This window comes from Streptomyces sp. bgisy100, from assembly GCF_057709105.1.
On record NZ_JBYITE010000011.1, the window covers coordinates 100266 to 119682 of the forward strand.

General features: G+C 71.8%; 19 protein-coding genes and 1 pseudogene. 12 read left to right on the forward strand and 8 right to left on the reverse strand.

Annotated elements, in window-relative coordinates; translation table 11 throughout:
- Positions 1-472: 472 nt before the first annotated feature.
- The 5 genes and pseudogenes from AC3EQ1_RS10460 to AC3EQ1_RS10480 form a co-directional block, all read right to left on the reverse strand.
- Positions 473-1339 (reverse strand): GNAT family N-acetyltransferase, encoded by an 867-nt coding sequence (locus tag AC3EQ1_RS10460; protein ID WP_432094036.1) that lies wholly within the window; start codon positions 1337-1339, stop codon positions 473-475.
- Positions 1340-1426: 87 nt separating this feature from the next.
- Positions 1427-1591: a hypothetical protein gene (locus AC3EQ1_RS10465; RefSeq protein ID WP_432094037.1), complete on the reverse strand. Its 165-nt coding sequence runs from the start codon at positions 1589-1591 to the stop codon at positions 1427-1429.
- Positions 1588-2711 (reverse strand): annotated as a pseudogene (locus AC3EQ1_RS10470) (radical SAM protein). The gene AC3EQ1_RS10465 and the pseudogene AC3EQ1_RS10470 overlap by 4 nt, the downstream one beginning before the upstream one ends.
- Positions 2711-2920 (reverse strand): hypothetical protein, encoded by a 210-nt coding sequence (locus AC3EQ1_RS10475; protein ID WP_432094038.1) that lies wholly within the window; start codon positions 2918-2920, stop codon positions 2711-2713. Before AC3EQ1_RS10475 ends, AC3EQ1_RS10470 begins: the two are co-directional and overlap by 1 nt.
- Positions 2908-3234: a hypothetical protein gene (locus tag AC3EQ1_RS10480; protein WP_432094039.1), complete on the reverse strand. Its 327-nt coding sequence runs from the start codon at positions 3232-3234 to the stop codon at positions 2908-2910. Before AC3EQ1_RS10480 ends, AC3EQ1_RS10475 begins: the two co-directional genes overlap by 13 nt.
- Positions 3235-3549: 315 nt before the next feature.
- Here AC3EQ1_RS10480 and AC3EQ1_RS10485 point away from each other — a divergent pair, with 315 nt between their 5' ends.
- A complete protein-coding gene (locus tag AC3EQ1_RS10485) occupies positions 3550-4896 on the forward strand; it encodes an NsdA family TPR-like regulatory protein (protein ID WP_432094040.1) in 1347 nt (448 codons plus the stop codon).
- Here the strand turns inward: AC3EQ1_RS10485 and AC3EQ1_RS10490 are convergent.
- On the reverse strand, positions 4874-5407 hold the full coding sequence (locus tag AC3EQ1_RS10490; protein WP_432094041.1) for an NUDIX hydrolase: 534 nt from the start codon (positions 5405-5407) through the stop codon (positions 4874-4876). The genes AC3EQ1_RS10485 and AC3EQ1_RS10490 overlap by 23 nt on opposite strands.
- A 382-nt stretch (positions 5408-5789) precedes the next feature.
- Between AC3EQ1_RS10490 and AC3EQ1_RS10495 the strand changes: the two genes are divergently transcribed.
- Complete coding sequence (locus AC3EQ1_RS10495; RefSeq protein WP_432094042.1) at positions 5790-6470, forward strand: pyridoxamine 5'-phosphate oxidase family protein; 681 nt, start codon at positions 5790-5792, stop codon at positions 6468-6470.
- Positions 6471-6506: 36 nt separating this feature from the next.
- Here the strand turns inward: AC3EQ1_RS10495 and AC3EQ1_RS10500 are convergent, their stop codons facing one another.
- Entirely contained in the window at positions 6507-8144 is a 1638-nt protein-coding gene (locus AC3EQ1_RS10500; RefSeq protein ID WP_432094043.1) for an FAD-dependent oxidoreductase, read from the reverse strand.
- A 336-nt stretch (positions 8145-8480) separates the two neighbouring features.
- Here AC3EQ1_RS10500 and AC3EQ1_RS10505 point away from each other — a divergent pair, with 336 nt between their 5' ends.
- From AC3EQ1_RS10505 to AC3EQ1_RS10550, 10 genes are all read left to right on the forward strand, one after another.
- Positions 8481-9611, forward strand: a complete 1131-nt coding sequence (locus tag AC3EQ1_RS10505; protein ID WP_432094044.1) for a SchA/CurD-like domain-containing protein — start codon at positions 8481-8483, stop codon at positions 9609-9611.
- 80 nt (positions 9612-9691) lie between these two features.
- The gene (locus tag AC3EQ1_RS10510) at positions 9692-10126 is read left to right on the forward strand and encodes a cupin domain-containing protein (protein WP_432094045.1); all 435 of its coding nucleotides are present in this window, start codon (positions 9692-9694) and stop codon (positions 10124-10126) included.
- Positions 10123-11391: a beta-ketoacyl-[acyl-carrier-protein] synthase family protein gene (locus AC3EQ1_RS10515; protein ID WP_432094046.1), complete on the forward strand. Its 1269-nt coding sequence runs from the start codon at positions 10123-10125 to the stop codon at positions 11389-11391. The genes AC3EQ1_RS10510 and AC3EQ1_RS10515 overlap by 4 nt, the downstream gene beginning before the upstream one ends.
- The gene (locus AC3EQ1_RS10520; protein ID WP_432094047.1) at positions 11388-12629 is read left to right on the forward strand and encodes a beta-ketoacyl synthase N-terminal-like domain-containing protein; all 1242 of its coding nucleotides are present in this window, start codon (positions 11388-11390) and stop codon (positions 12627-12629) included. The genes AC3EQ1_RS10515 and AC3EQ1_RS10520 overlap by 4 nt, the downstream gene beginning before the upstream one ends.
- A gap of 41 nt (positions 12630-12670) precedes the next feature.
- A complete protein-coding gene (locus AC3EQ1_RS10525) occupies positions 12671-12928 on the forward strand; it encodes an acyl carrier protein (protein ID WP_432094048.1) in 258 nt (85 codons plus the stop codon).
- A gap of 1 nt (position 12929) precedes the next feature.
- Positions 12930-13415 carry an SRPBCC family protein gene (locus tag AC3EQ1_RS10530; RefSeq protein WP_432094049.1) on the forward strand — a complete coding sequence of 162 codons (486 nt, stop codon included), beginning with the start codon at positions 12930-12932 and terminating at the stop codon, positions 13413-13415.
- Positions 13416-13664: 249 nt separating this feature from the next.
- Positions 13665-14000: a TcmI family type II polyketide cyclase gene (locus AC3EQ1_RS10535; protein ID WP_432094050.1), complete on the forward strand. Its 336-nt coding sequence runs from the start codon at positions 13665-13667 to the stop codon at positions 13998-14000.
- A gap of 41 nt (positions 14001-14041) precedes the next feature.
- On the forward strand, positions 14042-15889 hold the full coding sequence (gene accD / locus AC3EQ1_RS10540) for an acetyl-CoA carboxylase, carboxyltransferase subunit beta (RefSeq protein ID WP_432094051.1): 1848 nt from the start codon (positions 14042-14044) through the stop codon (positions 15887-15889).
- On the forward strand, positions 15886-16527 hold the full coding sequence (locus tag AC3EQ1_RS10545) for an acetyl-CoA carboxylase biotin carboxyl carrier protein (protein WP_432094052.1): 642 nt from the start codon (positions 15886-15888) through the stop codon (positions 16525-16527). The genes accD and AC3EQ1_RS10545 overlap by 4 nt, the downstream gene beginning before the upstream one ends.
- 5 nt (positions 16528-16532) lie before the next feature.
- Positions 16533-17888: an acetyl-CoA carboxylase biotin carboxylase subunit gene (locus AC3EQ1_RS10550; RefSeq protein ID WP_432094053.1), complete on the forward strand. Its 1356-nt coding sequence runs from the start codon at positions 16533-16535 to the stop codon at positions 17886-17888.
- Positions 17889-18380: 492 nt separating this feature from the next.
- On the opposite strand, the gene AC3EQ1_RS10555 is transcribed toward AC3EQ1_RS10550, so the two are convergent.
- Positions 18381-19409: a methyltransferase gene (locus AC3EQ1_RS10555; protein ID WP_432094054.1), complete on the reverse strand. Its 1029-nt coding sequence runs from the start codon at positions 19407-19409 to the stop codon at positions 18381-18383.
- Positions 19410-19417: the final 8 nt, after the last annotated feature.

A 19417-nucleotide genomic window follows, 5' to 3' on the forward strand; every position in this document is an offset into this window, starting at 1 on the left:
CGGAGGGGGAGGGTTCGCACCTCGGAACGCCCCCGGATGCGGGGACGAGGTGCCGTGACGGAGGAGACGGCCACCGGGCGGACCGGAGCGGCCGGGAGGGGAGGAGACCGGCGGAGGGACGGCACGCCGGAACACCGGGAACGCGGACGTCCGGACGGCTCCTGCGGCCGGCCGCCGCAGGAGGCGGAGCCGGTCCGGGGCTCGTCCGGGTCGGGCCCGGAAGGCCAGCCTCTCATGGCCGCGGAACGCCGCGCGAGGAGGGCGGGGACGCCGGGGGCGGGCCGGGAACTGAACAGCCCAGCGCCTGCCGGTTGGGGCCGGGAGACATGTGGATGTAGGGAGGACGGGGGCCGGGGCGTGGCAACCATGCACGTCTGCCGCACTATGCAGGCCAGTTCCCAGTCAGTGCAGCCAAGCCCTGAGCCATCCGTCGTCGGCGGTATTCGGCTGTCGGCGGGCCCAGATCCGGCGGCTACGCCCGGGTGGTGTGGCTGAAGCCTAGAGAGATCAGCCCTTCGGACTGGCACAGTCTGTCGGAGGCGCCGCCAACTTCGGTCTGTAGGAGTTGGTAGGCGGCGCCGTGGGACTGCCCCCAGTGCATCGCGGCCCGCCATAGGAAGCGGCCCAATCCGTGGCCTCGGGCCTCGGGCAGGACGGCGAAGTATTGGGGCAGGAGCTGAGGGCATCCGATTGCGTCGGGGCGTACTTCCATGGGACCGATCGCGCCCACCACGCGGTTCTCGACAGCGGCGACGAGGACCGGGCCGCACCGGCCGAGCTGTATCTGGGCGTGGAGGAAGGCCAAGCCATCGCCCGCCATTGCCTCGGCGAACGGAGCGAAGGTCTCCTGCACGGCCGCCGGCCAGTCGGTGACGGGGCGAACCGGGCCGTCAGGGTCTTGGCATGGGCGGGCGGTGAAGTCCTGGAGTTGGATGCGGGTGCCGCGCGGGGATCCGGCCTCGGGGCCGAGCGGGTGCACGACGCGGGCATCAACCGCGTCGTGCACGACGGTGAGTTTCACGGCCAGCTCAGCGGCTTCATCGACGACGCCGGCGCGGTGTCCGTAGGCGAAGACCTTGACGGTGCCGCGTCCGCGCCGGTTCAGGGTGGGGATCAGGGTGTGCTTGGGCTGGTGCACCACGTCGCCGCGGAGGACCGTCTCGTCCTTCTCGTCGCTCCACCGCCGGTCCTTGTCGTAGGGCAGGAAGTCCCTTGTGACGGCCGCTCGCAAGGTGTCCTCGAAGATGTCGACAGTCAGGGCATCTGGATGGACGGGGCCGAGGGTCGGCACGATCGGCGCGGTCAGTACGGGCCGGAGCCAGTCCCAGCGGAAGAACATGAGCGGCACCCTAACGGTCGGCCGGTCAGGGGTCAGGCCCCGACGCGAACGCGCCAGGGCCTGAACGGAACCGACCGGATCTGTCGGTCAGTGGGGGTTGTCGTCACCGGCGTCGCAGGAGCACTCCGCGCTCTCCACGACGTCGTCCAGGTCCGGGACAGTGGTCACCGAGAGGGCGGCGACGGGCGGCGCCGCGCGGCGCGCCGAGGCCGGCGGGCCAGGCAGAAGGGTCACCAGTACAGGCGGCGTCATGATGCGTTCTCCTTGTCTCCGTGTTGGCAGTAGCTGTGCAGCGGCGCCTTCGCCTCCTGATAGTGCTTGGCCAGGGGGCGGCAAACCCGGCAGGTGCCGGACAGGGCGCAGCCCTCGCACCCTCCGGTGCGAAGCATGAGTCGATCGGCGATGGCGCCAAGCCGGGTGAGGCCATCGATGCCTTCGGCCATGAGGTCGATCTGGTCGTCCCGGCCGACCTTGCAGATCGACACCTTGGCGTGGGGATCGGCGTGAAAGAAGGTGTGTCCCGCGTTGCAGCCGGCGAACGGCTTGCGCTGCCGCAGATGGGCGGCGGACTGGGCAAGGAGCGGCTCACCGCCGCCATAGATGGTGGGCGTCATGTTCGTGTACGCGTGGTTCTCGACGTTCCACTCCTCGGCGAGGGCGGCCATCTCGTCTGCTTCGGAGGCGTTGCCCTCGGTCACCACGACGTTGATGCGCAGCGGCAGGCCCTCCTTGCGTGCGGCGTCCATCCCGCGCCGGAACGCCTTCCATGCCCCGCGGCGCTGGGTGAGCGTGTCGAAGGACTCCTCGCTCGCGCCATACATGCTGACGACCAGGCGGTAGGGCGGGCAGTCGCGGAAGAGCTTGAGGAGGTCCGGCCGCCAGAGCAGCGAGCCGTTGGTGGAGACAGTGAGCATCATCCGGCCTGCCAGGCGTACCGGTAAGCGCCCTGGAAGTCCGGGTCCATGGTGGGCTCACCGCCGGTGATCTGCAGCCAGAGGACACCGGCCTCGCGCATGATGTCCAGCAGTCGCACCTTGCCCTCCCAACCGAGGCCGGAGAAGGGGCGCTCGCCGAGGTAGCAGTGCTTGCAGCCGAAGTTGCAGCCCAGGTTGATCTCCCAGGAGGCCCGGCAGTAGCCGTACGGAGACCGCTCGCGCACCAGCACCGTGCCCTGTGCGGACCGGTCGCTCAGGTCGATGCCCCACGTGTCGGCGGCGGTCTGCACCGCCCAGACGGGCAGCGACTCGCCCTCCGCGGCGGCCTGTCGCAGACCCTCGAAGTGGTCGATGGGGATGCGGGCTCCGGCTCTCGCTCCGGGCTTGAGGAGTAGATGGCCGTCAAGGAACGGGGATGCGATCAGAGCATGGGCCATCAGTGACCCTCCTTCCAGATCATGGAATGGGTCGGCGTGCGTGAGTCCTGACGGTCGGCGCGGCAGTAGATCTCGCCGAGCCCGTCGCAGCTGCCGCAGGTCTTGCCGGACGAGTTGGAGCCGCTGCCGCCGCAGTCCCCGCAGCTCTCGTTGAGAGGAGGGCGCGGGCGCCGGGTCAGGGTGGGCGGACTCGCGATCAGCTGGTGCACGGGATCTCCTCCACGGTGTCCTGCCAGGTGTGCTGTTCGGAGTGGTCGGCGAACAGGCAGCAGCCCTCCTTGTCGGGCCCCGGGCCGGCCACCGGGCAGTCCGAGAGCACGACCAAGGCCACCTCGGTCGTCCCGCGCCAGCGGAGCCACAGTGCGGTGCCGTGTTCCACGTCATCGAGGAAGCCGAAGTGCTCGCCGCCCACATGCGCGGACAGCTGGCACTGCACGGCACTGTCGACCCACCCGGAGGCCGACCGCTCCCGTGCTTCCCGTGCCAGGCCCAGAGGCAGCCGCCGCCAGTGCGCGCACGCCATCACGACACGGTCCGGAGGGAGCTGCGAGAGTTCCGCTCCGCGCACCGGGGGCACGCACACGGTGGCAAACTGCCGGGGTTGTTCGGGGGCACCGGGTCTTCGCCCACGCGTACCTCCGTGAGAGGCCCCCAGGTGCGGCCGCTGTTGCGCGAGACCCGCAGCCTCATCCGTACGTCGTCCTGTCCGTTCGCCATGGTCAAGAGCATCGCGATCCGCATGCTCGAGCAGAAAGGCCAAGCGGATTACCCAACTTGGGTAACATCACCCACGGTTGACCATGTGCAGCGATCCGTAGTCCTAGCCGGAGCGTGTCCGATGCCGGAGCCACCCCGCTCGAAGGAACTCCCGGTCAGCCTGCTCACGGCCCCGGTGATGATCGAGGCATGCCAGGTCAGGGACTTCGGCCGCATCTTTCAGCTGGTCAAGGCCCGAGCAGGCATCTACCCGTCGATGATCGCGCGACGCTGCGACCTCACCCCCAGCCGCGTCGGCGAGGTGATCGCCGGGCGTCGGCAACTCCTGCACATGGACGTGATCGAGCGGATCGCGGACGGGCTGCGCATCCCCGGACACATGCTCGGGCTGGCCCGGCGCGCATGGGAAACCCCGCAGAACCTGACCGTTGCGCCACGAGCACCGACCGAGAAACCGGCACGGGTCGAAGAGCAGTTGGCCGCAGGTCTGCCGGGGGCCGACGTGGACAGCATCCTCGCCCTGGCGGCCGAGCGGGACCTCAGCCCCTCGACACTGGATGCACTGCGCTCGTCGATCGCGGACTACTGGCGCCGGGACGACGAGCACGGGGGCGAGACCTTACGGCCAGCGGTCGTCGGTCAGCTCCGCTACGTCGTTGATCTCCTCAAGGAGCAACGTCACACGCCGATGCGAAACGGCCTGCACGGCATCGCGGCCGAGCTGGCCCGGCTCACTGGGTGGACGTACTTCGACGCCCGCCAGTACAACCAGGCACGCGCCTACTTCACCGAAGCCCTCGGAATGGCGAAGGCCATGGAAGACCGCCAATTCATGGCCAACGTCCTCGCCTGCATGAGCCTCCAAGCGACCTACCAGGACAAGCCCGGGGACGCCCTCGCCCTCGTCACGGCGGCCCAGGACCAAGCCCGAGCCGCCGCGGGGGCAACGCCCCGCGTACTCGCCATGCTCGCGATGCGCGAAGCCTTCGCCCACGCCACCCTCGGGAACCAAAGCGGCACTCATAGCGCGATCTCGGAAGCCCACGCCCAGTTCGGCCGCACCAGCACCGGCGATCCGGATCCGGCGTGGGTGGCGTACTTCGACGAGCCGAAGCTGATAGTGGACACCGGAATCGCACACGGCCGCCTGGGCGAAGCCGCCCTCGCCGAACCGCTGATCGCGGACGCCCTGCGCCGCGAACACCGATCGAACCACCGGGGCCGCGCCTTCCACGCCTTCTGGCTCGCCCGCACCCAGCTCCAGCGCGGGAAGCTCGACGAGGCGTGCCACACGGCCACCGGCGCCTTGGCCCTGGCGGCGGCCGTCAGCTCACCACGAGTCTCCGGCCACCTCCGCGAGTTCTACGAGCAGTTGGAGCCCTTCCGCCGGGAGCCGGCCGCGGTGGCGTTCGAGGCTCGGCTCCGGGAGGTGCTGCCAGGGGAGATCAGCGGATCGCCTCGTCCATGAGCACGTAGAGCAGCCCGACGAGGGAGCCGCTGCTGACGATCTCGCGGCGGTCGATCATGCCCCGCACGTCGGCCAACGGGATCCACTCGATTCGGTCCGACTCGTTCTTCTCGGTCGGCGGACCCTCGTACGTCGCGCCGTCGGCGCGGAAGAGGTGGTGCTGGGAGTCGGTGATGCCGTTGGCCGGCTCGGCGTAGATCAGCGGTTTGACGGGACCGGGACGCCAGCCCGTCTCCTCCAGAACCTCACGGGCAGCCGCGTCGGCCGGCGTCTCACCCTCCTCGACCAGGCCCATGGGCAGCTCCCACGCCCAGGCGTTCGTGATGAAGCGGTGCCGCCACATCATCAGAACCTCATGCCGCTCGTTGACCACAGCGGCCACGGCCAGGTGCCGGAGCTTGACGACGTGGTGCTCCCAGCGGTTCCCGTCCGGCGTCTCCACATCGGTGAGCCACAGGTTCACCCACCTGTTCTCGTAGATCGGACGTTCCCCGTGGATCTTCCACTGCATCGCTGCGGCCCCTCTCGATCGGCCTCCAGCATCGCAGAACGAACCTCGAAGGCAGCAGAGTTCGGCGACCTGACGTCGATCCGGCCAATAACAAGGGCATGGAATCAGTTGCAGCGAAGTCCAGAAACAACGGATTTCGTTGATCTCTATTAACTTAGCGATGGAATCTGTAGGCTGCGGCACGCGGTGCGCTCACCGACACCCATCGGCGACCACCTTCGCGGCGGCGCCGAAAGCGACTCCGCACCACCGGGCCGCGCCACAACCCATCGCCGAGCCGATCAATGCGCTTTCTGCATACGTGCGTTGCTCCGCGACCCCGTATCGGCCGCCTCACCAACCTCATCCCCACACTTCACCCACACCGACGGAAGGCCCTGCCATGAGCCGGCTCGACCCCAGTCGCCCCCTGTCCCGGACGGACCGCACCCGCCACCATCGGCTTCGCGAGCAAGGGAGCCTCGACCGGGCAGACCTCGATGCCATCCTGGCGGCGGGTTTCGTCTGCCACTTCGGGGTGACCGTCGACGGCAACCCGATGGTCGTGCCGACCGTCTACGGCTCCGATGACAACACCCTTTATTTCCACGGCTCAGTGGCCGGCCGGAGTCTGGCCGCCTCGCCGACAGCGACCGTGTGCGTCACCGTGACCCATATCGACGGCCTCGTCCTCGCCCGGTCCGTCTTCGAGCACGGCGTCAACTACCGCAGCGCCATGATCTTCGGTACACCTCGCCTCGTCACCGACCCCGACGAACAGTGGGCGGGCCTGCGTTGTCTCACCGAACAGGCGGCCCCCGGCCAGTGGGACTACGCCCGACAGCCCACCCGCAAGGAGCTCGCCGCCACCTCCTTGCTCGCTCTCTCCCTCGACGAGGCGTCCGTGAAGATCCGCTCCGGTGCCCCGGACGACGGCGACACCCCTGACGCCGCACTCGGGCTCTGGGCCGGTGTGCTCCCCCTTCACACACACTGGGGCGATCTCCAGGCAGATCCAACCCTCACCGGGGACATCGAGGCGCCGCCCCACCTCGCGGAGCGCCAGGGCGTGACACTGAATTGACCGAATCAGGGGTCCTCGCAGAGAGATCCCTGCGGATCAGTCCCGCCGCAGCAGCTCCGTCATGACGTCGCGCAGGGTCCGGTCCGGCTCCGGGACCGGGCCCGTCGCCCGCCAGGCGACGAAGCCGTCCGGCCGGACGAGGACCGCGCCGCCCGGTGTGACGCCGTGCGGCTCCGCCCAGTCGGCGCCGTCCTCGGTGGCCAGGTCGCCGGCCTGGGTGCTGCCGATGCGGTGCGACTCCAGGGGCACGCCCAGCTCGTCGGCGACCCGCTTGGCGGCGGAGTGCCACGCGGTGCTCTCGACGCCGCTCAGCAGCACGAACGACCGCTCGTAGAGGTCCAGGGTGGAGAGCCGCGTACCGAAGCGCTGCAGCCACAGGTGCGGGGCGCGGGTGCCCGGATCGCCCGTCAGCTGCATCCGGTCGGGGACGACCGGCAGGTCGGGGTCGACGCCGAGGACGGCGCCCCGGGGGTAGCGGTAGCCCAGGGCCACGGTCAGCACGCCGCTCTGCCGGCCGCCGCCCGCGCCGGGCGCGGCGGCGTAGCCGGGGTGGCTGTGCTCGGCGGAGCGGGCCGAGGCGCGGGCGCTCGTGGCGCGCGCCACCGGCTGCCGCTCCTCGCCATAGGTGTCGAGCAGCCCGCGGCCGGCCCAGCCGCCGAGGACGGCGGCGAGCTTCCAGGCGAGGTTGTGGGCGTCCTGGATACCGGTGTTCGAGCCGAACGCGCCGGTCGGGGACATCTCGTGGGCGGAGTCCCCGGCGAGGAACACCCGCCCCGAGTGGTAGCGCTCGGCGACCCGTTCCGCGGCGTGCCAGGGGGCCTTGCCGGTGATCTCGACCTCCAGGTCGGGCACGCCGGTGGCGGTGCGGATGTGGGCCACGCACCGCTCGTCGGTGAAGTCCTCCAGGGGCTCCCCGTGCTCGGGATGCCAGGGCGCGTGGAAGACCCAGTGCTCCCGGTTGTCGACCGGGAGGAGGGCGCCGTCGGCCTCGGGGTTGGTCAGGTAGCAGGCGATGAAGAGGCGGTCGCCCACCACGTCGGCGAGCCGGGGCGCGCGGAAGGTGATGCTCACGTTGTGGAACAGGTCGCCGTGGCCGGTCTGTCCGATGCCGAGGTGTTCCCTGGCGGGGCTGCGGGGCCCGTCGGCGGCGACGAGGTAGTCGGCGTGGACGGTGCGCTCCTCGCCGGTCTCCCGGTTGCGCAGCACCGCCCGCACCCCGTCCGCGTCCTGCTCGAAGGAGCGGAGTTCAGTGCCGAAGCGCAGCTCGCCGCCGTTCGTCCCGGCGTGCCGGACGAGCACCGGCTCCAGGTCGTTCTGGCTGCACAGGCACCAGCCGCTCGGGCTGAAGCGGGCCAGGGCGCCGCCCGGGTCGATCTCCTTGAACAGCCACTCCTGGTCGTCGCCGGTGAGCGATCCGGCCTGCAGAATTCCGTGGTTGCCGGCCAGGACGGAGGCGGCGTCACGGATCGCCTGCTCCGCACCGGCCGTCCGGAACAGCTCCATCGTGCGGACGTTGTTCCCGCGTCCGCGGGGGTGGTGCGAGGTTCCGGCATGCTTCTCGACCAGCAGGTGCGGTACGCCCAGCCGCCCAAGGAACAGGGAGGCGGACAGACCCACCAGGGAGCCGCCCACGATGAGCACGGGCACCCGGTCGTCGATCTTCGCGTTCTTCATCTGCACCAGCTCCTGCCGACCTGCACCAAGCCATGGCGCCCGAACGGGGTACACATCTGTCCATGCCCGACGAGCGAAGCTCCGTTCGGGCTTTCACTCGTATGGCTCACACATCTCGCGCCATCCGTGGGACCGGCTGACGATCGATTGCGGGCACCGAGACCGGCCGCATCGCGCCGGCGTCCCCGGGTGCGACGACGCTCCCGGGACACCGCCCGGCCATGGGGCGGGTACCGACCACCAGGCGCAGCGCCCGGTCGCACACCCGCATCCCTCCCACGGCACGTGACCGCAGAACCTCAGGGGCTGAAACCCGGCGCGAAAAGGATGTGGAATATGACAACGCTGTCAGAGAAGGTGTCGGAGAAGGTCTCGCAGTCCGCCTTCGACGGCTCCCGACTTCGGGTGATTCTGCTGCTGGACATCCACGAGGGCGCCCAGCAGCGCTTTCTCGAGGCGTACGAGCACCTTCGCAGCCGGGTGGCCTCCGTCCCGGGCCACATCAGCGACCAGCTCTGCCAGTCCATCGAGAACCCCTCGCAGTGGCTCATCACCAGCGAGTGGGAGAGCGCCCCGCCGTTCCTGGCCTGGGTGAACAGCGAGGCGCACGTCGAGATGGTGCAGCCGCTGCACAGCTGCGTGCGCGACACGCGCTCCCTGCGGTTCAGCATCCTGCGCGAGACGCCCGGGATAGGAGTGCACACCCCCGAATCGCCGCGGAGCAGGCTCCAGTCCACTCCGCGGATCGGCGACGGGGTGGTCCGGCACGCCCTCACCTTCACCGTGAAACCCGGCAGTGAGAGCAAGGTCGCCGAGATCCTGTCCGGCTACCGCTCCCCCGCGGCCCGGGTGGACGACACCACGAGCCTGCGGCGTACGTCGCTGTTCCTGCACGGCAACCGGGTCGTCCGGGCCGTCGAGGTGCAGGGCGACCTGATCGCGGCGCTGCGCCATGTGGCGCAGCAGCCCGAGGTCCGGGCCGTCGAGGAGGCGATCAACCCCTACCTCGAACAGGACCGGGACCTCGCCGACCCGGATTCCGCGCGGGTCTTCTTCACCCGGGCCGCCCTGCCGGCCGTGCACCGGGTGGCCTCCGGCCCCGCCGAGCCGGCCGACGTCGAGCGGCACGCCCTGCTCTACCCGGTCAAGCCCGGCTGCGGCATGGCGGTGGCCCGGCTGCTCGCCCTCCAGGAGGAGCAGGGGGCGAACGACCCGGAGAACCCCATCGTGGGCAGCACCATCTTCCAGCGCGACGACATCGTCGTCCGGATGGTCGACCTGCGCGGTCCGGTGGAGCGTGCGCCGGTCCCGGTGGTGGGGGTCACCGGCAAGCGCACGGCGGCGGTGCTGACCCGGCTGCTGGACCTCCCGGAGGGCCACTCCCTGACGGACCACCGGGGACTGCTGAGCTTCCTCGCGCACGCCGACATGTCCCCCCTCACCGACCGCCGCGCCACCGACTCCTGACCGGAGAGCGGCACCGCCGGTCCCGTCCGGCACGGCCCGGCACATCCCCGTCGTCGCAACGCCACCTGGAGGTAGGCATCATGACCACGCACGCACCCCGCATCGTGGATCTCTCCGAGACCCAGCCCAACCGCCGGCGCGGCGGAGACCTGCGCGCCATGCTCACCCCCACCGCGGTAGGCGCCACGAGCGGCTTCATGGGCCTGGCCATCGTGCAGCCCGGCGAGCGCATCGGGGAGCACTACCACCCGTACTCCGAGGAGTTCGTGTACGTGGTGGCGGGGACGCTCGAGGTGGACCTCGACGGGGAGCCGCATCCGCTCCGGCCCGACCAGGGGCTGATGATCCCGCAGCACATGCGGCACCGGTTCCGCAATGTCGGGAGGACCGAGGCCCGGATGGTCTTCCATCTCTGCCCGCTCGCCCCGCGCCCGGAGCTCGGCCACGTCGACACCGAGGGAACGGAGGCCACCGCGCAGGCGGAGCCCCCGGACCGCGCGGGGTCCGTCTCGTGACCCGGCGTGTCGCGGTCACCGGAGTCGGCATCGTCGCCCCCGGCGGGGTGGGCGTACCGGCCTTCTGGGACCTGCTGTCCTCCGGCCGCACGGCGACCCGGGGCATCACCCTCTTCAACCCGGAGGGGTTCCGCTCGCGGATCGCCGCCGAGTGCGACTTCGACCCGGCCGCGCACGGCCTGGACGAGGAGGAGGTGGCGCGCGCGGACCGGTACGTCCAGTTCGCGATGGTCGCCGCCGAGGAGGCGGTGCGGGACTCCGGTCTGGAGCTGGAGGCGGAGAACCCGTGGCGGATCGGGGTGTCGCTGGGCACCGCGGTCGGCGGCACCACCCGCCTGGAGCACGACTACGTGAAGGTCAGCGCCTCCGGCGAACGCTGGGACGTGGACCACCGGCCGGCCGGGCCGCATCTGCACCGGGCGTTCTCGCCCAGCGCGCTCGCTTCGGAAGTGGCCGAGCAGATCAGCGCGTTCGGCCCGGTGCAGACGGTCTCCACCGGGTGCACCTCCGGCCTGGACGCGATCGGCTACGCCTTCCACGCCATCGAGGAGGGCCGGGTCGACGTCTGCATCGCGGGCGCCTCGGACTCGCCGATCTCCCCCATCACCGTCGCCTGCTTCGACGCGATCAAGGCGACCTCAGCCAACAACGACGACCCGGAGCACGCCTCACGGCCGTTCGACGCGCACCGCGACGGTTTCGTCATGGGCGAGGGCGGCGCCGTCCTCGTCCTGGAGGAACTGGAGCACGCCCGGGCCCGCGGCGCCCGCGTCTACTGCGAGATCCGGGGCTACGCCACGTTCGGCAACGCCCACCACATGACCGGGCTGACCAAGGAGGGCCTGGAGATGGCCGAGGCCATCGACCGCGCCCTCGCCCACGCCCGGATCGACAGCTCGGAGATCGACTACGTCAACGCGCACGGTTCCGGCACCCAGCAGAACGACCGGCACGAGACCGCCGCGGTGAAGCGCTCGCTCGGCGCCCACGCGTACGAGATCCCGATGAGCTCGATCAAGTCCATGGTGGGGCACTCGCTGGGCGCGATCGGGGCGATCGAGATCGTGGCGTGCACCCTCGCCATGGCGCACGGCGTGGTGCCGCCGACGGCGAACTACGAGACACCGGACCCGGAGTGCGATCTCGACTACGTGCCCCGGACCGCCCGCCCCATGCCGCTGCGGACCGTGCTCTCGGTCGGCAGCGGGTTCGGCGGATTCCAGTCCGCCGTGCTCATGAGCACAGCACGCGGGAGGACGCGATGAGCCCCCAGGAAGAACGGCGTTCGGTCGTCACCGGCATCGGTGTGGTCGCCCCCAACGCGACGGGCACCGACGCCTTCTGGAAAGCGACGAAGGAAGGGGTCAGCGTTCTGGACCGGGTGACCCGCGAGGGGTGCGAGGAGCTGCCGCTCCGGGTCGCCGGAGAGGTCCGCGGCTTCGACCCGGGCGCCGTGATCGAGGAGCGGTACCTCGTCCAGACCGACCGGTTCACCCACTTCGCCATGGCCGCGGCCGGGCTGGCGCTGGACGACGCCCGGCTGGACCCCGGCGGTTCGCCGTTCGGGGTGGGCGTGGTCACGGCGGCTGGGTCCGGCGGCGGTGAGTTCGGGCAGCGGGAACTGCAGCGGCTGTGGGGGAAGGGGTCGCGCTACGTCGGCCCCTACCAGTCCATCGCCTGGTTCTACGCGGCCAGCACCGGCCAGATCTCCATCCGCGGCGGCTTCAAGGGCCCCTGCGGTGTGGTGGCCAGTGACGAGGCGGGCGGTCTGGACGCGCTCGCCCACGCCGCCCGGAACATCCGGCGGGGCACCGACGCGGTCGTCGTCGGAGCGGCGGAGGCCCCGCTGGCTCCGTACTCCATCGTCTGCCAGCTCGGTTACGCCGACCTCAGCCGCGCGTCCCACCCGACCCGCGCCTACCTCCCCTTCACCGCGCGGGCCTGCGGCTTCGTGCCCGCCGAGGGCGGGGCGATGCTGGTGGTCGAGGCGGAGCGGGAGGCGCTCGCGCGCGGCGCCCGGATCCGGGCCGAAGTGGCCGGTCACGCCGCGACCTTCACCGGCGCGGCCCAGTGGGAGAAGTCCCGCGAGGGGCTGGCGCAGGCGATCTGCGGCGCGCTGGCCGAGGCCGGGTGCGCCCCGGAGGAGGTCGACGTGGTGTTCGCCGACGCGCTCGGCGTTCCCGCGGCCGACCGGGCCGAGGCGCTCGCGCTCGGCGACGCGCTGGGGCACCGCGCCCGGCACGTGCCGGTGACCGCGCCCAAGACCGGTATCGGCCGGGCGTACTGCGGCGCTCCGGTGCTGGACGCCGCCGCCGCGGTGCTGGCGATGGAGCACGGCGTCGTGCCGCCCACCCCCAATGTCGTCGACGTCTGCCACGACCTCGATCTGGTGACCGGTGTGGCCCGCCCGGCGGACCTGCGGACCGCGCTGGTGCTGAGCCGGGGCCTGATGGGCTCGAACGCGGCGCTGGTGCTCCGGCGCGGCGGCGACGGAACCGAGTGACACCCCCAGGCGAGGACCACGCGAGTGAGGAGAAACCGCAGATGACCGCTCAACTGACCTTCGACGAGCTGGCCGCGCTGATGAAGAACGGCGCCGGCATCACGGTCGACCCCCGGGAGATGGAGACCAGCCCCGGTTCCACCTTCGCCGACTACGGCCTCGACTCCCTCGGCCTCCTCGGCATCGTGGGAGAGCTGGAGAACCGGCTCGGCCGGCCCATGCCGCCGGACTCCGAGCTGTGCAAGACCCCGCACGACTTCATCGAACGCGTCAACACCTCCCTCACGGCTGGAGCGTGACATGCCCGCACACACGGAGAACGAGATCACCATCGCGGCCCCGCTGGACCTCGTCTGGGACATGACCAACGACCTGGAGAACTGGCCGCAGCTGTTCAGCGAGTACGCCGCCGTCGAGGTGCTCTCGCGCGAGGGCACCAGGACGACGTTCCGGCTGACCATGCACCCGGACGACAACGGCAAGGTCTGGAGCTGGGTCTCGGAGCGGGTGACCGACCGGCTCGGGCTGAACGTCCGGGCGCGCCGGATCGAACCCGGCCCGTTCCAGCACATGAACATCCGCTGGGAGTACGAGGAGATCCCCGGCGGCACCCGGATGCGGTGGTTCCAGGACTTCGCGATGAAGCCGGAGGCGCCGGTCGACGACGCCGGGATGACCGAGCTCATCAACCGCAACTCCCGGATCCAGCTGGAACTCATCCGGGACAAGATCGAACAGCGGGCCCGGGAGGGCGGACGCGACTCCGCTCCCGCGGTGCCCAACTGACCGCCGGTGCACCACTGACGGTGCGCCACTGACGGTGCACAACGGACGGTGTACAACGGACGGCCGGTGCCCACCGGCCGGTGCGTGCCGACGCACCGGCCGTCCGCCGCACGAACACCGATGGCCCGCCGGCCACCGGTGCCCGGCCGGGACCGTGCCCGGCCGCACTCCCCCGGCCGACCGGCCGGGGGCTCCCCCGCCCCCGCCGGCGGCACCGCTCCGCCAGGAAGCCCGACGAAGGGACCTGCCATGCAGCACCGCGCTCTGATCGTCGCCCGGATGGCACCGGGCTCGGCCCCGGACATCGCCGGTGTCTTCGCCGACTCGGACCGGGGCGAACTGCCGCTCCTGATCGGCGTCACCGGCCGCAGCCTCTTCCAGTTCGGCGATGTCTACATCCACCTCATCGAGTCCGACCAGCCGCCCGGCCCCCAGGTGGCCCGGCACGCGGACCACCCGGCGTTCCGGGACATCAGCGACCGGCTCCAGGCGTACGTCGACCCGTACGACCCGAAGACGTGGAAGAGCCCCAAGGACGCGATGGCTCACGAGTTCTACCGCTGGGACCGCGGCCGGGTGGGCTAGGGCCTACCAGGAGCGGCGCTCGACCCGGAAGGAACCCCACCATGGTCCAGTGCGACGACCGTCCGGCGGGCCGCAGCCCGGCGTGGGTGCGCTGCGAGAACTGTGCCGGGCTGGTGTACGGCAAACGGTTCGACCGCTCGTTGCGCGTCTGCCCCGAGTGCGGCCGGCACGCACACCTGACGGCACACCAGCGGTTGGACCAGCTGCTCGACCCGGGCTCGGCGCGGCAGCTCGGCCCCGTCCCGACGGTGCACGATCCGCTGGCGTTCGCCGACACCCGGCCCTACCGGGAGCGGCTGGCCGACGCCCGTGCGGCCACCGGACTCGGGGAGGCGGTCGTCTGCGCGCGCGGGCGCATCCAGGACCAGCCGGTCGTGGTGGCCGTCATGGACTTCCGCTTCCTCGGCGGCAGTCTGGGCTGCGGCGTCGGTGCGCTGATCACGGAGGCCGCCCGGACGAGCCTGCGGCAGCGCATCCCGCTGCTGCTGGTCACCGCGTCGGGCGGCGCCCGGATGCAGGAGGGCGTGCTGTCCCTCATGCAGATGGCGAAGACCGCGCAGGCCCTCACGGAACTCGACGAGGCGGGCGTCCTCACCCTGTCGCTGATCACCGACCCCACGTACGGCGGGGTGGCCGCCTCCTTCGCCACACTCACCGATGTGATCCTCGCCGAGCCGGGGGCACGGCTGGGGTTCGCCGGGCCGCGGGTGATCGAGCAGACGACGCACCAGCAGCTGCCGGAGGGCTTCCAGACGGCCGAGTTCCTCCTCGAACACGGCATGGTGGACAACGTCGTCCCGCGGAGCGCGCTGCGGCCCACACTCGGCCGGCTGCTGGCCCTCGGCTCACCGGCGGCGCGCCGGGCGCCCGCTTTGACCCGCCGCGGACGGGTGCTGCGCGAGCCCGGCGAACTGCCCGAGCGGGACGCCTGGGAGGCTGTGCGGCTGGCCCGGCACCCGGACCGCCCCGGCACCCTGCACTACGCGGACCTGCTGCTCGACGACTTCCACGAACTGCACGGCGACCGGCTGGGCGCGGACTGCGCCGCCGTCGTGGGCGGCCCGGGGCGGCTGAACGGGCTGCCGGTGATGCTGATCGGCCACCACAAGGGCGGCCCGGGCCTGACGGAGCGGCGCCGGCGCAACTTCGGCATGGCCACGCCCGCGGGCTACCGGAAGGCGGCCCGGCTGATGCGGCTGGCCGAGAAGACCGGCATGCCGGTGATCACCCTGATCGACACCCCCGGGGCGGACCCGGGCCCCGCGTCGGAGGAGAGCGGGCAGGCGGTCGCCATCGCGGAGAACCTCCGCCTGATGTCCCGGCTGCGGGTGCCGGTCGTCGCCGTCCTGACCGGCGAGGGCGGCAGCGGTGGCGCGCTGGCCCTGGCCGTCGCCGACCGGGTGCTGGTCAGCGAGAACGGCGTGTACTCGGTCATCAGCCCCGAGGGCTGCGCGGCGATTCTGTGGAAGCAGCCGGAGGCGGCCCCCGCCGCCGCGGCGGCCCTGCGGCTGGACGCGCGCGAACTCCTCCGGCTGGGTGTCGTCGACGGGGTGGTGCCCGAACCGCCCGGCGGCGCCCACCGGGACCACGCCGGCGCGGCTGCGCTGCTGCGCGACGCCGTGGACGCGGCGGTCGACGACCTCGTCCGCCGGGCACCCGGACAGCTGATCCGCGACCGCCGGCGCCGTTTCCAGCGCTTCGGCGACGGGACCGCCCCGGCCGACGGAACCGCCCCGGCCGACGAGACCGCCGATGTCGACGGGACCACGTCCGCCCACGGGGCTCCGGTGGCCGGAGCCGCCGAGGCCCCCGCGGCCGAGCCGGCCTCCGCGGCCGCCGAGAGCGACCGAGCCGTCCTTCCCACCGCAACCGGAAGAGGTACATCGTGACCCCGGACATATCCACGAACCACCACCGTGAGAACGGCCGGACCCGGGCCTTCACCGGGAACGGCTTCGCCGGAGCCGACGGCTTCGCCGGAACCGGTCTCGCCCCGATCGGCCGCACGGACCTGGACACCGTCTGCCGCAGCGCGCTGGAGCTGGCCCGAACGGCACCGCGTCCGCCGCTGCGCATCCGGCTGCAGCACGGGCAGATGACGGTCGAGATGGAGTGGGCGGACTCCGCGGGCGGCACGGCGGCACGGCCCGGGGAAGCGGCCGGGCACCCGGCGAACCCCCTCCCGGGCGAGGCGGCCGCCCTGGCCGCCGCGGCGGCGGCGCTGCCGCCGGACCCGGCCGGCACACCGGCACCGGCCCCGCCGGAGAACACTCCGCGGTATCTCCTCGCCCCGACGGTCGGCACCTTCTACCACGCTCCGGAACCGGGGGCCGCGCCGTTCGTCTCGGTCGGCGACGTGGTCCGCCCGGGGCAGCCCGTCGGGATCCTCGAAGTGATGAAGATGATGAGCACCGTCGAGGCGGACACGGCGGGCCGGGTGGTGGAGTTCCTCACTCCGGACGCGCACCCGGTGGAGTTCCAGCAGCGCCTCATCGCGCTGGAGCCGCTCTCCGACGGGGAGGGCTGAGCCCGATGTTCAGCACGGTTCTCATCGCCAACCGGGGGGAGATCGCGCTCCGGATCGCCCGCGCCTGCCGCGAACTGGGCATGCGGACGGTCGCGGTGTACTCCACCCCGGACCGCGACTCCGCCGTGGTGCGCTTCGCCGACGAGGCCGTCCACATCGGCCCGGCCCCCTCCAAGGCCAGCTATCTCAACATCCCGGCGGTCCTGGAGGCGGCGCTGCTCTCCGGCGCCCAGGCCATCCACCCCGGCTACGGATTCCTCTCCGAGGACCCGGACTTCGCCGAGGTCTGCGAGGCGAACGGCATCTTCTTCATCGGCCCCTCGGCCCGGGTGATGCAGCAGCTCGGCGACAAGGCGGCGGCCCGGGCGGCGATGGCCGAGGCCGGGCTGCCCGTCCTGCCCGGCAGCACCACCGCGCTGTCCGGGCCGGCGGAGGCCAAGGAGACCGCGCAGCAGACCGGCTTCCCCGTGATCCTCAAGGCGGCGGCCGGGGGCGGAGGACGCGGCATGGCCGTCGTGCGGGACCCGGACGACCTCTCGGCCGCGTTCCAGGAGACCCGGGCGCACGCCTACGCGGTCTTCGGTGACGACCGGCTCTATCTGGAGCGGTACATCGACGACGCCCGCCATGTGGAGGTCCAGGTGCTGTGCGACCGGCACGGCTCGGCGATCCATCTGGGCGAGCGCGACTGTTCGGTGCAGCGGCGGCACCAGAAGCTGGTCGAGGAGGCCCCGGCCCCCGGGCTCTCCGAGGAGCTGCGCACCTCGATCTGCGAGGCCGCGGTGCGCGGAGCGCGGGCCGTCGGCTATGTCGGCGCGGGCACCTTCGAGTTCGTCCTCACACCGTCGCACGAGTTCTATCTGATGGAGATCAACTGCCGGCTCCAGGTGGAGCATCCGGTGACCGAGATGGTCACCGGGGTCGACATCGTCCGCGAGCAGATCCTGATCGCCGCCGGGCTGCCGCTGAGCCTGCGTCCGGGTGACGTGGTGCCGCGCGGTGTGGCGCTGGAGTGCCGGGTCAACGCCGAGGACCCGGCACGCGACTTCGCCCCGGCCCCCGGCCGGCTCACCGAATTCGTGCCTCCGTCGGGCCCGTTCGTCCGGGTCGACACCCACGCCCTGCCCGGCTGGCAGGTGGGCCCGGACTACGACTCGCTGCTGGCCAAGACGGTCGTCTGGGCCCCGGACCGGGATCAGGCACTGGCCCGGATGGACCGTGCGCTGGGCGAGTTCCGGGTGGCCGGGGAGGGCGTCAGCACCACGGTCGACTTCCTGCGACGGATTCTGGTGAGGCCGGAGTTCCGGGCCGCGGAGCACACGACGGGGCTGGTGGCGAAGGTGCTCGACGCCGACGAGTGAGTGACGCGGCCGGGTGACTGACGCAGCTGGGTGAGTCGGGTGAGGGGGACGAGTCGGGTGAGTGACGGCGGCCGGTCATGCATGCGCTCGATGCCGACGCCGGCCACCACCCTCACACCACCGACCGGCCCTTCCACCTGACCTACGGCCCGACGGCCCGCCCACGATCCCCGCCCACGATCCGCGAACGGCAGGGCCCCGGGAGTCGGTCCGACTCCCGGGGCCCTGCCGTCGGACCGATGCGTGCGGTGCGCCGGACGGACTCCTCCGCCGTCCGGCACGTTCGGCGGGACCGGCCCCTCACTGGCCTCTCCCGCCGGACCGCGCTCGGCCCTCGGGTGCCGGCCGCTACTCCGGCACCGTGCTCGTTCGTACCTGTGGTCCTGTGGTCGCGGTCCGATGGTCGCGGCCCGATGCTCGTGGTCCGCTCGCGGCCCGTGGCGTCCGCTCGTGCTAGCGAAGGTGGTGTCGCTCGCGCGCCTGCCGCCTCCCCTACTCCGGCACCGTGCTGTCGAAGGCGTGGAGGTAGGCGTTGATCGGGCGGATCTCCCCGACCCGCAGCCCCGCCTCCGTCATCCGGCTGATCATGCTCTCCTTGGTGTGCTTGGCCCCACCGACGTTGAGGAGCAGCAGCAGGTCCATGGCGGTGGTGAACTTCATGGACGGGCTGTCGTCGACGAGGTTCTCGATGACCACGACCCGCGCACCGGGCTGGGCGGCCGCGACGACGTTGCGGAGCGTCCGGCGGGTGCTCTCGTCGTCCCATTCGAGGATGTTCTTGATGATGTACAGGTCGGCCTGGACCGGCACTTCGCGGCGGCAGTCGCCGGGGATGATGCACATCCGCCCGGCCAGTTCCCCGCCGTCCCGCAGCCGGGGATCGGCGTTGGCCACCACGCCCGGCAGGTCGAGCAGGGTGCCCTTGAGGGAGGGGTGCTTCTCCAGCAGGCCGGCCAGTACATGGCCCTGCCCGCCGCCGATGTCGGCGACCGTGGTGATCCCGGTGAGGTCGAGGAGCTCCGCGACGTCCTGGGCCGACTGCCGGCTGGAGGTGGTCATGGCCCGGTTGAACACCTGCGCCGAGTCGGTCGCGTCCTCGTGCAGGTACTGGAAGAAGTCCTTGCCGTACAGGTCGCGGAAGACGGTCCGGCCGCTGCGCACCGCGTCCTCGAGCACCGGCCAGGCGTCCCAGGTCCAGGGCTCGGTGCACCACAGGCAGATGTACTTGAGGCTGTTGGGGGCGTCGTCCTTGAGCAGCCGGGACATCTCGGTGTGGACGTACCGCCCGTCGTCGGTCTCGGCGAAGACGCCGTAGCAGGAGAGGGCACGCAGCAGACGGCGCAGCGGCAGCGGCTCGGCCCGCACCGCCGCCGCCAGTTCGTCAGCCGTGGCGGGCTCCTCCCCCAGGGCGTCCGCGACGCCCAGGCGCGCGGCGGCCCGCAGCGCCGCGGCACAGGCGGCTCCGAAGACCAGTTCGCGCAGTTGCATGGCCGGATGGGGGGTGGAACGTACCGTGGTCATACCGACTC

What these genes read in the sequence shown, in the direction of transcription:
- AC3EQ1_RS10535 (WP_432094050.1), top strand. Translation starts at nt 13,665, where the DNA reads ATGCAGCACCGCGCTCTGATCGTCGCCCGGATGGCACCGGGCTCGGCC.
- AC3EQ1_RS10505 (WP_432094044.1), top strand. Translation starts at nt 8,481, where the DNA reads ATGACAACGCTGTCAGAGAAGGTGTCGGAGAAGGTCTCGCAGTCCGCC.
- accD (WP_432094051.1), top strand. Translation starts at nt 14,042, where the DNA reads ATGGTCCAGTGCGACGACCGTCCGGCGGGCCGCAGCCCGGCGTGGGTG.
- AC3EQ1_RS10490 (WP_432094041.1), bottom strand. Translation starts at nt 5,407, where the DNA reads ATGCAGTGGAAGATCCACGGGGAACGTCCGATCTACGAGAACAGGTGG.
- AC3EQ1_RS10460 (WP_432094036.1), bottom strand. Translation starts at nt 1,339, where the DNA reads ATGTTCTTCCGCTGGGACTGGCTCCGGCCCGTACTGACCGCGCCGATC.
- AC3EQ1_RS10555 (WP_432094054.1), bottom strand. Translation starts at nt 19,409, where the DNA reads ATGACCACGGTACGTTCCACCCCCCATCCGGCCATGCAACTGCGCGAA.
- AC3EQ1_RS10485 (WP_432094040.1), top strand. Translation starts at nt 3,550, where the DNA reads ATGCCGGAGCCACCCCGCTCGAAGGAACTCCCGGTCAGCCTGCTCACG.
- AC3EQ1_RS10550 (WP_432094053.1), top strand. Translation starts at nt 16,533, where the DNA reads ATGTTCAGCACGGTTCTCATCGCCAACCGGGGGGAGATCGCGCTCCGG.
- AC3EQ1_RS10530 (WP_432094049.1), top strand. Translation starts at nt 12,930, where the DNA reads ATGCCCGCACACACGGAGAACGAGATCACCATCGCGGCCCCGCTGGAC.
- AC3EQ1_RS10510 (WP_432094045.1), top strand. Translation starts at nt 9,692, where the DNA reads ATGACCACGCACGCACCCCGCATCGTGGATCTCTCCGAGACCCAGCCC.
- AC3EQ1_RS10480 (WP_432094039.1), bottom strand. Translation starts at nt 3,234, where the DNA reads ATGGCGTGCGCGCACTGGCGGCGGCTGCCTCTGGGCCTGGCACGGGAA.
- AC3EQ1_RS10495 (WP_432094042.1), top strand. Translation starts at nt 5,790, where the DNA reads ATGAGCCGGCTCGACCCCAGTCGCCCCCTGTCCCGGACGGACCGCACC.
- AC3EQ1_RS10465 (WP_432094037.1), bottom strand. Translation starts at nt 1,591, where the DNA reads ATGACGCCGCCTGTACTGGTGACCCTTCTGCCTGGCCCGCCGGCCTCG.
- AC3EQ1_RS10520 (WP_432094047.1), top strand. Translation starts at nt 11,388, where the DNA reads ATGAGCCCCCAGGAAGAACGGCGTTCGGTCGTCACCGGCATCGGTGTG.
- AC3EQ1_RS10525 (WP_432094048.1), top strand. Translation starts at nt 12,671, where the DNA reads ATGACCGCTCAACTGACCTTCGACGAGCTGGCCGCGCTGATGAAGAAC.
- AC3EQ1_RS10500 (WP_432094043.1), bottom strand. Translation starts at nt 8,144, where the DNA reads ATGAAGAACGCGAAGATCGACGACCGGGTGCCCGTGCTCATCGTGGGC.